The sequence below is a fragment of the Caldicellulosiruptor bescii DSM 6725 genome (genome assembly GCF_000022325.1).
Classification (GTDB): Bacteria; Bacillota; Thermoanaerobacteria; order Caldicellulosiruptorales; family Caldicellulosiruptoraceae; genus Caldicellulosiruptor; species Caldicellulosiruptor bescii.
The window spans coordinates 993933-1008116 of the sequence record NC_012034.1; the positions used below are offsets into that span (position 1 = coordinate 993933).

At 30.1% G+C, this 14184-nt stretch carries 9 protein-coding genes and 2 pseudogenes; 8 read left to right on the plus strand and 3 right to left on the minus strand.

The window, feature by feature from the left end; translation table 11 throughout:
* Positions 1-66: 66 nt before the first annotated feature.
* Both ATHE_RS04475 and ATHE_RS04480 read right to left on the minus strand, forming a co-directional pair.
* Positions 67-1296: an IS256 family transposase gene (locus ATHE_RS04475; protein WP_015907427.1), complete on the minus strand. Its 1230-nt coding sequence runs from the start codon at positions 1294-1296 to the stop codon at positions 67-69.
* Between the two features lie 116 nt (positions 1297-1412).
* Positions 1413-2852: an ISLre2-like element ISCbe4 family transposase gene (locus ATHE_RS04480; protein ID WP_015906731.1), complete on the minus strand. Its 1440-nt coding sequence runs from the start codon at positions 2850-2852 to the stop codon at positions 1413-1415.
* A 566-nt stretch (positions 2853-3418) separates the two neighbouring features.
* On the opposite strand from ATHE_RS04480, the gene ATHE_RS04485 reads away from it, so the two are divergent.
* The 6 genes and pseudogenes from ATHE_RS04485 to ATHE_RS04510 form a co-directional block, all read left to right on the plus strand.
* On the plus strand, positions 3419-3727 hold the full coding sequence (locus ATHE_RS04485; protein WP_232422004.1) for a hypothetical protein: 309 nt from the start codon (positions 3419-3421) through the stop codon (positions 3725-3727).
* A complete protein-coding gene (locus ATHE_RS04490; protein WP_041727102.1) occupies positions 3724-3915 on the plus strand; it encodes a hypothetical protein in 192 nt (63 codons plus the stop codon). Before ATHE_RS04485 ends, ATHE_RS04490 begins: the two co-directional genes overlap by 4 nt.
* A gap of 44 nt (positions 3916-3959) precedes the next feature.
* The gene (locus tag ATHE_RS04495) at positions 3960-5567 is read left to right on the plus strand and encodes an ATP-binding cassette domain-containing protein (RefSeq protein ID WP_015907429.1); all 1608 of its coding nucleotides are present in this window, start codon (positions 3960-3962) and stop codon (positions 5565-5567) included.
* Between the two features lie 17 nt (positions 5568-5584).
* Positions 5585-7189, plus strand: a complete 1605-nt coding sequence (locus ATHE_RS04500) for an ATP-binding cassette domain-containing protein (RefSeq protein WP_014042880.1) — start codon at positions 5585-5587, stop codon at positions 7187-7189.
* 29 nt (positions 7190-7218) lie between these two features.
* Entirely contained in the window at positions 7219-8835 is a 1617-nt protein-coding gene (locus ATHE_RS04505; RefSeq protein ID WP_015907430.1) for a nucleotidyltransferase family protein, read from the plus strand.
* 273 nt (positions 8836-9108) lie between these two features.
* Positions 9109-10321 (plus strand): annotated as a pseudogene (locus ATHE_RS04510) (MMPL family transporter); the annotation flags it as partial.
* Between the two features lie 669 nt (positions 10322-10990).
* On the opposite strand, the pseudogene ATHE_RS14260 reads toward ATHE_RS04510, so the two are convergent.
* Positions 10991-12425: pseudogene (locus tag ATHE_RS14260) on the minus strand (transposase).
* Positions 12426-12602: 177 nt separating this feature from the next.
* Between ATHE_RS14260 and ATHE_RS04520 the strand changes: the two are divergent.
* Both ATHE_RS04520 and ATHE_RS04525 read left to right on the plus strand, forming a co-directional pair.
* Positions 12603-13028 (plus strand): hypothetical protein, encoded by a 426-nt coding sequence (locus ATHE_RS04520; protein WP_015907431.1) that lies wholly within the window; start codon positions 12603-12605, stop codon positions 13026-13028.
* Positions 13029-13108: 80 nt separating this feature from the next.
* Positions 13109-14008: an ABC transporter ATP-binding protein gene (locus ATHE_RS04525; protein ID WP_256861303.1), complete on the plus strand. Its 900-nt coding sequence runs from the start codon at positions 13109-13111 to the stop codon at positions 14006-14008.
* Positions 14009-14184 lie beyond the last annotated feature (176 nt).

The following is a 14184-nucleotide window of genomic DNA, read 5'->3' on the forward strand; positions in this document are numbered from 1 at the left end:
ACAGAATGTAAGTTGTACAACTTACGACAAAACACAACAAAGGAGGTACCCTCTTTGAGAGACTTGTCAAGAATTTTGTGTTTCCAATTTATAACGCAAGTTGTAAAGTTGGGTTATGTTATTGATGCATTTTCTAATACTGGGAACTCCATTTTTCCATTTTGTACGGCGTAAGTTCTCTCGCTGTAAGTAAATATTAATTTCTAAGACTTTGGCAGTCTGAAAGTATCCACCTGAATTTACTCTAATCTTTTCAATCATGCTGTTTACACTTTCAACGGCGTTTGTGGTATAGATATGCTTTCTTAATTCCTCGGGGTATTTCATATGGGCAAGATAAAACTCTGCTTTTTCTGATATTGCTTTAATAAATCGAGGATATTTTGCAAGGTATTCATCACAAAGTTCTTTAAATTTCAATACAGCTTCATCGAAATCAGGAGAAAAGGTTTTGATTTTGTCCAAGCTCTTGTTAAAAGCTGAAGCATCCTCTTTTGTCATATGTTTTCTGACATTACGTTGGAGGTGGACAAAACACAGTTGATGGTCAGCAAGAGGATAAGCAAGTTTGACAGCATCTATAATACCTGGGAAGTCATCACTTATGACAATTAGAATCTCTTTTAGCCCTCTTGTAATTAAGTCTTCAAATACTTTCATCCAATCAGCCTTATTTTCTTTGCCGAAGAAAGTGTAGACACCGAAAATGTCTTTTTTACCTTCTAAGTCGATACCGAGGACAACATAACAAGTAGCTTGTTTAACCTTAGAATTATCCTTAACTTCACAATGATAACCATCGATGATGAGAGCAAAAGCACTTGTTGGTAGTTCTCTTTGTTTGAATAACTGAAGCTCATTTTTAAGGTCTTCTTTGATTTTTAGTATTTCATTTTCGGAATATGGAAGATTCAAAGCTTTCAAAGTCTGGACAAGGGAACTTTCGGAATAACCATTGACGACTAAAGACATAAGCAGGTCAGTGTATGAACTATCAACTCTTTTGTAGCGGTCAGGGAGGATAGAAGGTCGGAAATTACCAGTACGTGTGCGAGGGACAGAGATTTCAAGACTGCCAACAGGTGTTGCAAGTTTTCTATCGTAAAAACCATTGCCTTTGTCATTGTCATTTTTAGCAAGGTACACTGATCTTTCCGATAACATAAAGCAATCGAGCAAGTTTTCTAAGAGTTGTTTTAGAGCTGGGCGGTTAGGATCATCTTTGGAGCAATACATATTTAATACTTGCTCTACAGCCATGTTTTTAGCAGTTTCGTGAATTTCGTTTTTATTCATTCTCAGTGACCCCCTTTGATGATTATTTCAATACTAATTATACAGTGGACACAATTTTATTTTAACTCCCGGAGTTCAAATCGATAGTGTCAAGAGTTTGTAGGAAAAAATTTTTATCAGAATATACCTGCATTATAGAAGCTACAACTAATCAAAGACTTTAATGCTCTTCGTAACTGGTTAACTTTACCATTTGCTATAACTGGTATATTATTCCACTTTTCCGTACCTTTTCGTACTCTTTTCCCGTTCTTTATAATTCCTTTTGCTATTTCTTTAACTTCTTGCCTTTCTGACTTCTTGGCTTTTATCTTCTCTAAATATACATTCATAAGTTCAAAACCATTATATTTTAAACTCAATAACTTTACCATGGTCTCCGCTATATCTTCGCTCCATCCTCTTGGTCTTGAACTCATCCTCTCTGCTAATACATGACTTACATGCCCTTCTGCACTACATCCCTTTATATTAACATTCGCTGCTTCTAATACTATATTATCCCAGTGCGAAAGTATGTATCTCCTTCCCTTCTTTATCCTCCTCTTAGCTAACTCATCTTCTTTTACCTCCTCCATCTTTTCTTTTACTAATGCCTCAAATCCCTCTCTATCCTTCTCTCTTAATGCTTTCAAAATCTCATTAAATAATTTTCTATCCCCTCCTGCTATTTTCATTATCTCCTTCGTTAAGTGAAACTTATCTAATACAAATTCCGCTCCATCTATCCACTCTAATCCCTTCTTTATCCAATTAGCTCCATCTCCTAAAAGATATATGTTTTCTATCTTCTCAACTTCAAAATTCTCTTCAATATACTTACCCACTTTTGCCCAAAAATCATCTGCATCCTCTTTTACACTGCTAAAATAATGCAAATCCTTTAATTCCTTCCTAATAACAACGCCCTTCTCTTCCTTATATCCCGTATTTATGTAAGCAAGCTTCGCTATCTCTTTCTTCCCATTCTGTAATGAAATATGGTCTTCATCCGCCTCGATATAAAGCTCTTTTACAACTTTCTTCTCTCCTTTTACACTCTTGCTATGCTGGATTTCATCTAATTCTTTACTATCTATCCCTTTCAAAATATTCATTACACTTTGTCTACTAATCCTATCCTCCCCTAATACTTCCTTTGCTGCCTTCTCATATGACATGTCTACTACTCTCTCTATTATCGCTCCCTTTACCGCATTGTCTATCCTTTGATATCTCTCTATCCCTAAAACTATATCAACTAAATAAACATATCCTTTGCCTTCCTTATCTTTGTAATATGTTCTCTCATATTCAATATCACCAAATATTGTCTTTAAACCCCTCTTGTCTCTCCTCACAACTTCATACCTCTTCTTCCTCTCTTCGTTTTCTTTCAATGATTCATCTATAAGTTCACATGCTTCCTTTATCATCTCCTTGCCTATCAGGTCTAACTGCTTCTTAAGTTCAATTGAATATTCCGCTAAATCCTTCTCCCTTTTCACTATCTTCTCTAATCCTTCCTCAAAAGTCTTTAAAAGTTCTTCTATTTTTGATACAATATTTTCAGTCATTTTGCTCCCTCCTTTGGTTTGTTTTTCCTTTTTCTTTTTTTATTTTTTCATCATTATATTCTACTTCATTTTTTCTCTTCTACCAAGAGGAGGGAGCTTTTTTCCATCCAATGTCCTATAAATATTTTACACTAAGGTTCAAATCTTAAAAAATGTGTTGAGGGTAAGAAGTGAAGGAGAAGGGATTAGATGATTTTTTATAGAAGGTAGATTGAAAAGTGTGAGCGGGTGGTCAGAGTACATCCCAATACGGGCGAAGCCCCTGCATACGAGCTGAAACTTAAGTCCACGCCATGGTAGATGGGACGAAGGAATTGAGGGCAAGGGAGAAAAGACCCTGAGAGACATGAGAGGGTAAACGCCATGGTTATTGTGGATAAATACCCGCCGTAATATGGTAGAATAACAAGATAAATACAAGATGGAGGCCAATTCTAAGTTGAACATGGTAGAATAAAGCAATAATAACAATATCAAGAGCAAAATTGTTTGTTTCGATAACGAAATTTAAAGAAATCGTGAGATATTTTGAGAAAATCAAAGGTATATTGAGAGAGGGAGGCAAATTGTTATCAAATGATCTTATTTGCTTAATAATATCAAATGATATAACTGGATATTGTATTGATGAAAGCATAGGATTGAGGGTTGATAGAAATAATAAGTTATTGTATAATTATTGGTCTTTGTTAACGAATAATCATAAACCATTATATTGTGATAATTGTCAAACATATTATAAAGCAAGAGAGGTTTTGGGAGATAAATTTATTGCTTTTTCAAAGATTGATTATGTTATATTTGTAGAAAAAGTGCCAATAAGTGAACCGAAAATAAAAAGATTAAATAGGAAAGAAGCGTTATATTTTTTTTGAAGAATAAAATTAATCCTAACAAACGAATTGTTGATTTGTACATTCCACTTGAGTTATTTGAGAAGCTTTCTAATAAATGTACCTATTACAGATTACTTTTGCCAGATTGGAATTTAGAAGAAAAGGTGATTGATTCAAAAGTAACATGTAATTGGTTATTAGATAATTTATATAACAATACAGAGTAGAATTATTGAATAAGCTTATATTTATTGGGAAAGGGTGCAAAAGGATGAATTTTAAATACTATGTAAGAATAGTATTGTTATTACCTACTATTTTCATTGTTTTTATAAATTTAATTGAGGGTATCATAAACATATATATTTCTAATACCTTTGCTAAATTATTTTCATTAGCTATCCAAAAAGATATGGAGGTTTTTATATGTAATGTAGTTACCTTTCTTTTAATTTATCTTATTATTATTTCTGGCAAATTATTTTTTTCATTGTTAATTGAATTTTTTAAAGAGAATAGAATTATTGAACTAAAGAAAAAGTTATTTATGTTGTTTTTGAATAACAAATATTCATTAATAGAAAAATATGGACAAGGTGAGATTTTAAATAGATTAGAGCAGGACTTTAATGATATAGTAAAGTGTTTTTATGTTCATTATTCTTCAGTTTTTTCAGCCTTAATATGTTTAGCAGGTTATTTTATTTTTTTGGGTCTAAAAAATTTTTCTCTTTCAGTTATTTTTTTTGGTCTTTGGATTTTACCTATATTTCCACTGTTTTTTACAATAAAATATATGAATAAAATAGTTGAGGAAAGTCATCGTGCAGATGATGAGTTAACAGGTTTTATTAAACAGTCTTTTGAAGGAATTGAAGTAATAAAAGCATATAATCTTTATGAATGGGCCTCTTTAAGATTTCTTTCCTTGGAAGAAGTCAGCAAAAAATGTGCAAATGAAATGGAAAAAGTAGGAACAATTGAAGATATACTTTACAACTTATGCAACAATATAGCAAAATTTAGTACATATATCATGTTAGGTTTATTTTTATATAAAAAATTAATAACTCCTGATTTGGTTGTAGTGTTCATATCACTTTTTCCTATTGTAATTGATAATTTTAAAGTAGCAGCAAAAGGTTTTCAAAATTTGAGGGTTGAAAAAAGTTCTTTTGAAAGAATTAGTGAAATACTAAATTTTGATATAGAAGATCAATATGGGAATATGATACAAATAAATGAAATTGAAAATATTGTGTTTAAAAATGTTTCGTTTTCCTATGAAAATTCTAAGAGTATCTTCAACAAATTAAATTTTCGTATCAACAAAGGAGATAAAATATTGATTATGGGTTCTAATGGAAGTGGAAAAACTACTCTTTTGAAGCTTATAATGGGACTTTATGAATCTTTTAAAGGTGATATTCTTATTAATGGTGTACCACTTTCAAAAGTAGATTTTAAGAGTTTCAGCAAACACATTTCATTTATTCCTCAAAATTTTACTTTCTTTACACAGGATATAGATAATAACCTTAATATGATGATTCAAGACAATTTGGAAGATAGAAAAAGAAGTTTACTGCACTTGTTTGGTTTGGATGATATTTTATCAAAAAAAATTAATCAACTTTCAGATGGGCAAAAACAGAAAATATCAATAATAAGAGGGTTGTTGAAAAAGTCTTCAATCTTAATAATTGATGAACCGACTAATTATCTTGATACTAAAAGTATAGAAATTTTGAAAGATATTCTTTGTAAAAGTGAAAAAACAATAATAATTGTTTCACATAATATTGAATTGGCAAGTTGTGTAAATAAAATTTGGAGAATCGAAAACCAATCAGTAAACGAAATTGCTGAAATTTATTAACAGCGAGGTAGTTTTTTATGGTGATTAAAGAAAAAAATAGATTAGTTAAGGATTTTTTGGTTAAATATTGGTATGTATTGTTGTGTGATATAATTATTTTTTCTCTACAAAATATTGTAGACATATATTTGGTATCAAAATTAGGAGTTTATATGGATGCAGCATTAAAAAGAGATTTTTATTTATTGAAAAACAACATAATTAATCTTCTATTTATTCTGTGTATTGTTATTTTTGTTTTGCCGTGCATATCTTCTATATATAGAGCTTTATTATTTGGGAAGGTAGTAGTCCTACACGATACTAATATCTACAAAAAATTTTTGTGTCAAAAGCTTTTGAAATTAAATAAATTGACAGTTGGTGAAGTGCTGACAAGATTTAATGATGATATAAGATTATTTAGATTTGCAATTTTGGATGTTGTTGAAATTTTGTTTTCTTGTATATTCATACTTTACGTACTATATGTAATGATAAAAATAGAAATTTTTTATTCAATATTATCTTTTATATTAGTTTTACTTCCTATAATAATTCCTCTAATCACAAAAAAACAAAACCAGAGAATTACAAAATATGGTCAGGAGAGGAAAGATGAATTAAGAGAATTAGAAAATCAAGTTGTTCAAAGTTTTTTGTATATTAAAGTTCATTCATTAGAAAAGGAAATAAAGGAAATGATAAAAAAGTGCTACCAAGACTTTATTGAAAAGTATGTAAAAGAGAAGATCAAAACTTCAGTTATTTTAAAGACAATGGATGATACTTTCTCTCAGATTTCAATGCTATTTATGTATATTTTGGGCAGTTATTTTATGTTAAGAAATAAAATTTCCTTGGGAGATTTTATAAAAATAACTGGATATTCAATTTTGATAAAGGGAATGATAAATTACATCATTAATACGATTAACCAGTTTTATAAACTTAAAATATTCTCAAAGAGGATATTAGATTTAATAAACTCTCCAGAAAGATATGGAGGAAAAGTACTAACAAAGGACATAGAAATTGTAGAGATAAAAAATATAGGATATAGGTTTGATAAAGATTATATTTTCAAGAATATTTCTCTTGACATAAAAAAAGGAGATAAAGTAGCAATAATAGGTGAAAATGGGTCTGGAAAGACTACTTTTTTAAAAATTCTTTTAGGTTTCTATGAGGACTATGAAGGTGAAATTTACATTAATGGGATTGAACTCAAGGAAATAAATTTAGAGAGTTTAAGAGAAAGAATTGGGTATTGTTCTCAACAGCCATTTATATTTAACTTTTCAGTGGAAGATAATATCAAGATGGTGAAATTCAACAAAGAAATAAATACTTTAGAGAGCGTTATGAAAAAACTAATGTTGGAAGAAATAAAAGACAAACGTGCGGGTGATAATGGAATTTATTTATCAGGTGGGCAAAAACAACGAATTTCTCTTGGAAGAGCAATGCTCAAAGGGAGGCAATTTTATTTGTTTGACGAAGTAACTGCAAATTTAGATGAAGAGGGGAAAAAAGTTATTTCCAGTCTGCTAGAAGATCCAAACACTACTATTATTATGGTTACTCATGAAAGGAACTTATTGAGATATTTTAATAAAATTTATCAAATTGATTTCAATTAAATTTTATTTTAGGAGGAGAATGGTATATAATGAAAGTATGTGAGGTTTTATATAATCACTTGATAAATTATATAAAAGATGAGAGTCTTCTATATAAATTTGCTGAAAGTTACGAACTAGATAGAGTATTATTTTCAAAATATAATATAGATGACGAAGTCTTAAATAGAACAACCGCAAAAATAAAATTTCAAAAATTTATCAATGATATTATATTTAACGAGATGTTAAATATAAATGAAATTTGTTCGAAGATAAAAGTTTTGTTTTTGAAAGGTATTTTACTAAGCTATGATTTATATAAATACCCAGAAATTAGAAAAACAAGTGATATAGATATTTTAGTTACTTGTGACGATTTACCAGTATTATTAGACCATTTAGGTAAGTTAGGATATAAAGATGAAAAAGGATTACATGTAAGTGATAATTTAATTAACGTTTATGATTTAAAACTACGAGGACATAATCATTTACCTTCTATGAACAAACAGTTAATTATTGGGAATATGCTAGTTAATGTTCCGATTGAAGTTCATTTAAAATTTACATGTAACTGGGATGATGAAAATGAATTTATAAAACAATTGATAAATAAAGCAGAACAATATAAAGTTAAAGGGAAAATTTTCTATCGGTTAGATGTTAACAATAATTTTTTATATTTATTATATCATTTTTCAAAGGATTTTATCTTGGATTATTATTCTATGTTAACAGAAGGGAAGGAGCCATACTTAAGATTATTACTACTTATAGATATTTTACTTTTTGAGAATAAGTATAGAAATAAGATTGTTTGGGAGGAGATATTAAAAAATGCCGAAAAACTAAATATAGTAGGTGAAGTTCTATTTGCATTAAAGTTAATTTCAGAAATATTTCCTAAAGGAATGTATCAAAAATATATAGTTGAACTCCAAAATGTCTATCATAACTCTCTTCATAATGTAAAAGAAGGTTTTAGAAAAAAAGTTATTAAAGAGTTATTGAAATATAATGCTTCAAAGCTTATTTTTAGTAACAAAGCAGACATAATAAAAACAGCTATTTTTAAATTGAGAGAAGGTATATTTCTTATTTGCCCATATAAAATTAGAAAATCTTGCGAAAATATATTATTTTATAATTTGAAATGTTGTTTGTTGAATACAGAAACATATGAAAGGAATGAAATAATTTTAAATGGAGAAAATATTTCTATTGGAGTTAGCTGGGACTATAGTTTTTTCATTATTGTAATAAAATTACCATCATCAGAATTAGAGCATTGGTATAAAAAAGATATGGAAATTATTTTAAGTTTTTACAATTATCAAATATTAAAGATGATAGATATTAAAATCAAAGATGTTAGTGGGGAGAAAAGAATAATTGAAGGTGAGTATAATGTTAATCAAGATAAGATATTAGAAAATATACTTGATAAAGTACAAATAACAAAAAACGATGATAGCTTTTTACTTCAGCTAAAAATTCCTTGGAATGTTATATTGATTAATCAAAAACAGGGCAATAGATTTTTATTTGATATTCAAGTTAATGGAAAAGTAGATAAAAATATTGATAAAATAAATTATTTGGGTTGTTGGTTTTTAGCAATAAATGATCCTACAACAATGGCAGAAGTAATATTAGTTAAATAAAGATTTGTTTTGTTATATCTATGAATTAGAGCGATGAATTAGATTGATAGAACGATGACGAAATATCAATAGTAGACTCAATTTTTATAGAAGTTAGATTTATTTTTTTGCGCAAGGGTATATTTATTGTTGGTTCAATGTTGGGTAAAATAGATAATAACAAAGCAATTACCGGTAATATAAAATGTGCATTTTCAGCAAAGAAAGTAGTTTTATTTAAAAACAAAAGAAAGTTGAAAGCATCCATAAATTTATGTAAATTTTGCAAGCGAAAAGTGTATCAATTATATTATGGCTGCAGAGATTCTATCGAAGATTGAAAGTGAAAGCAGCAAACTTGCCCTTAAGCTAAAAGAATTTTCATCTGAATGTGAAAGGATTTCATTACAAATTTCAGAGGCAGATAATTCTTTAAAACTTTATCTCAAATTCGATTGACAGTATTGCTGTAGCTACCAAACATCTTGCAGATGCTCAAGGAAAAGTTGTAAGTGGTTATAACAAAATTGACAAGGGGCAAAAGGAAATAATCTCAGGTGTAAATCTTATGTATTCAAAAATTCAGGAGTTTGACAAACAAAAAGAACAGATTCTAAAAAAAGTGGATGAACTTCAGACATGGTTTACAAGTTTAAAATCAGCGCTTTTGCAGATTTCTGATGCACTTAACAAGATGGCAAATTCTATGCAGAGTATAAAGGGTTATTTTGAAGGATACAAAACAACAAACATCTTTTACGTCCCACCAGAGGCTATAAAAAGCAGTAGCTTCAAAAAGGCTTTAGATTCATATATGAACAAAGATAGAACAATAACAAAGATAATCTTGATTCTTGACACAAATCCATATACAAACAAGGCAATTGACATAGTTGACAATGTGGAAAAGGTTTTAAATAACTCTTTAGAGTTTATAAACACAAAGTTTGTGTCGGTAGGAGTTGGTGGGATATCATCTTCAAACCACGATTTGAGAAGCATTTATTTTAAGGATTTCAAGACTTTGAGACTTATAATGATAATAAGCATCTTTATTCTCATGTTCCTAATTTCAAGGTCAATCTTTAATGCTGCAATAATGGTAATAATAGTTTTTGTCGACTGCTACCTTGCACTCTCTATAACAGAGATGATTTTCAAAGGAATATTCAAGTACGAAGCACTCAACTGGGCAGTGCCATTTTTCACCTTTGTTGTGTTATTAGCTCTGGGTATAGACTACAGTGTATTTTTACTGATAAGGTTTTACGAATATAGAAATTTAGAACTTTCAGAAGCACTTAAGTTTACCTCAGCAAACATTGGTCATGTTGTAACATCAGCGGTGATAATTTTAGCTGGCACATTTGCGGCAATGCTGCCATCAGGGATTTTGACATTAATGCAGGTTTCCATCTGTGTTGTGATAGGCCTTGTTCTGCTTGCATTTTTCCTGCTTCCATTTTTGTACAATACTTTGATGAGAATAAAAAGGGATATAATATAAAAGGAAATTCGAAAAAATTTGAAAGCTGCTTCCAAGAGAAGGGGGGCAGCTTTTTGTTTGTGAAAAGACATAAGAAAATTTAAGAAATTTAGAGATATTTGAAGAAAGAGAGAGCTGATAGCTGAAAATTGCTTAAAATTAACTAAAAAAAAAAAAAAAAAACGAGTTTGACAGGATGAAAATTAATAAAGTAAAATTGAGGTGAAAATGCCAAGGAGAATATTAATAAATATAGCAATTTGCATATTGTCTCTTGCGAATGAGATAATTTATATGCAAATAGGTTAGTATACCAGGGAATGCAAAAGATATTGTAACTTACTTACATTGCATAAAAAATTTTGATTTACAGAGGCATCTACCTTTTCATGAGCGCTCATGAAGGGATGCAAAAAATAAAATAGGCGTTTGCAAAATGGGTGGTGATTGAAGGTAAGAGATGCCAATACTAACATGAAATACAATCAAGATACAAAAAGAAAAGCAAAATGATAACCAAACATTATCAATACAAACAAGATTAATCAGCAACAAACATATGACGAAAATTAACAACTTTTAAAAAGACAATAATATCCTAAGCCTTCTAAGCTTCTTGGTTTTAGAAGGTTAAGAAAAAACAAAATCGTAAATTTTTCAAAAGTTAATAATTCGATAAAAATTGTGAGTTTAAGCTATAAGCTTTTTAAGTTTGTTCAGTTTTTTATAGTCAATTTAGAACAATAAAGCTTAATGTTGTGAGCGAGGATAAATAAAAGAGAAAAAGTAATGGCAGATAGCAAGAAATCAGAGAAAATAGAAATATGGTCATAAGGACAGAATAGTATCAGAGCCCATGTAGGATTTCAGGTGGAAAATAGTCTGCTCTACAGCAACACGTTTTTTGTAGAGGTCAAAAAACTCTTGAGAATTTCTGCTCAGACTTGGGAAAGAGCGAAAATCGTCAGGATATATAAACTATTGCCCCCGATTTAGAGGTAGTACAAGGTTGAGGGCAAGAGCAGACACGTTTGCCATCTTTGTATTGTGACATAGGGCAAGTCCATTTAAGGCGCAAAGAGCGATTTTTACCCTGACATTTGCCTTTGGGTTTAAAAGGTAGATTGAACTTTTTACAAGAAGAAGCACCATCTTCAGAAATAACAATATTAGGGCTTGATGTAGGTGTAGTATTATTTTTAGAAGCTCTTGTATTAAGAAGAATAACGATTTTGAAGAAGTTAAAAGTATTTTTTAAAGTGGAGTATATGTTGTGGGAATCCAAAGCACTGTCAGCGATGAAAGTGGAGAAATTTTTGGGGATATAAGAGAATAAAGTTTCGAGCGAAGGAATTAAAGCGGCAGAAGTCGGAGATAGCTTTTTCTTGATGTGGGTCAGAAGAAGTAGAATCAGAGTTAAACAGAGGGACTAATGCTAAAGGAATACCGAGAGCGCTTATGATGACAGCAAATTTCAAAGCCCAGCAGAAATGGCCATTTGTGAACATAAGGCGGATGTTAGGATTAGCGTTAGCACTTTTAGGCAAAGAAGAATAAACAGCAGAAGTAGATTTTATCGGAAGACAGCTCAGGATTAGCTTTTGATGTATTTTTCAGCAGTAGATGAATGAACTTAGGGTTATTTTCACGGACCTGAGGGACAATACCTGTTGTGTATCAAAGATTAAGATTGAAGAAGCTTGAGGGCATTGTTGGAGAGAAATATTGTTGCGTGGATAGAGATATTTTGAAAGAGTTTATGGATTTCACTGTTAAATAGTTTTCTGAAGCGAGAGAAAGTGGAAATAGAGGGAACATTTCCATTTAGGTTACAGAAAGAACGAAGTTCATAAGAGTTAAGAAGAACAGCGCGAAGCTGTGTAAGGGTATTTAGTTTGAGTAATTTTTGGACAAGGAAGCACAGAAGCATAGATTCTAAGGAGAAGTATCTATGCTTGCAAAATGTTTATAGTAAGCATTGTAGAAAGAAGAAGGTATATAATGTGACAAGTCGATAAATCTATTGAACAAGCCCGAGAGGGTATCAAGGCTTGTAGAGAGCCAAAACCTTTAGGTGGGAAAATAAGTCTAAAAATGAAAGTTGTTTAGGTTTGGTTTTGAAGATTTTGGAACCCTCCTCATAGTAGAAGATTTGTTTTATATAATCATATTTTACTACCTACAATTATGAGGAAGGTGACCAGACTTTTTTGATTCTATGTAAAGCTTGATAACGCTCATCTTGAGCGTTTTTGCAAAAGGCTAAATGCAAAAATAAAAAGTAGGGAGGGTAAGAAGTAAGATGTTCAAAAAGCAAAAGTTACTAAAATTTATTGCGGTTTTTGTATTTGTTTTTATCTTTTTTACATTAAATAATATTACTGCTACGTTGGGTGGAACAACTTTAAAAACAGCGCAAAATTCGGTACAATATTATTCGTGGTGTGGTGTTCCTATATTTGGACTGGGTGTAAAGGGACATTATTCTTCAGATGGTTCTAAAATTGTAAATTATTCTACTACTTATAGTCTCCCATGGATAAACACTTTATCGCTTTGGCAATATAGTAATGCTAGCTCGTCATGGATTTATCAAACCTCCACTAAAGGTATTTGTGAGGCATATGCTAGATTTACCTTAGGTGTTGGTGTTCAAACACAATATTTATTTTTGGGTTTACCAATACAAACACGAGATGTGTTTGTTCAGGCTACAGCATTGCCTTAAGTATTTAAGAAGTACGGGGCAATTTCGTTAAGAAATTGCCCCATTGATAACACTTTATGGAATATTAAGCGTTTAAAGGAGTGAAAAAATTGACAACAGTATGTGTTAATAATATCTTCAAGTGCTTTGGCAACAAGGAAGTTTTAAAAGGAATAAATATTGTGTTTGAAGAAGGTAAAGTCTATGGTTTGTTTGGCAAAAATGGTGCAGGAAAATCCACATTGTTAAAAATTATATTGGGACTTTTGCTTCCTACACAAGGAAGTGTTTCTGTTTTTGGTAAAAATCCACGCGATGGTGGCTTAAAAGAAGTTAGTTATCTTTCCGAAAATTTAGCAGGATATTTTGACTTAAATGCGTATGATAATATTGACATAATAGCTAAAATGCAGGGAGTAAAATTACGAAAGGAAGAAATTTTTAAAATTCTTGAGTCTGTTAACTTGAAAGAAGTAGCATCGAAAAAAGTTAAAGATTTTTCGCTTGGGATGAAGAGGAGACTTCAACTTGCTTTTGCATTTTGCATTGGTGATAAAAAATTGTTTATTTTAGACGAACCAACTAATGGACTTGATATTGAAGGTGTGTTTTGGTTTAAAGAAAAGATTAAAGAAGTGAAAGAAAAAAAAGATAAGACTATAATTATTTCAACACACGCTTTCGAGGAGCTTGAAAATGTAATAGATGAGTTTATCATAATTCACAAAGGAGAAATAAAGAAAAAAAGCGATGTTTGTGATTTAGAAATTAAAAATAAAAAATTTGTAAAAGTTAGCAACAAAGATACAGAAAAATTTACTAAACTTGTAGATTTATTAAAGTTGAATTACACGAGAGTTGCTAATACTGAATTTATAGTTGAAGAAAATGAAAAAATAAATTTACTTGAACAAATAGTAGTAAATGGTATTAAGTTACAGAGGTTTGAAACATATAGGGAAACAATAAAAAGTGTATTTAAGGCAGTGACAAAGGAGTAGGTGTTGAAAATGATTTATAATATTCTTGCAGGTGAATTAAAGAAAGTTTTAAAATCCAAATTATTTTTAATTTCAATGATTATTTATATTTTAATTTTTGTGGTAGCTTTAGTTAATAGGTTTTTTTAGGTTGTTGAATAAAAGAGATTAACATAAAAGATAATAAATAGATATAT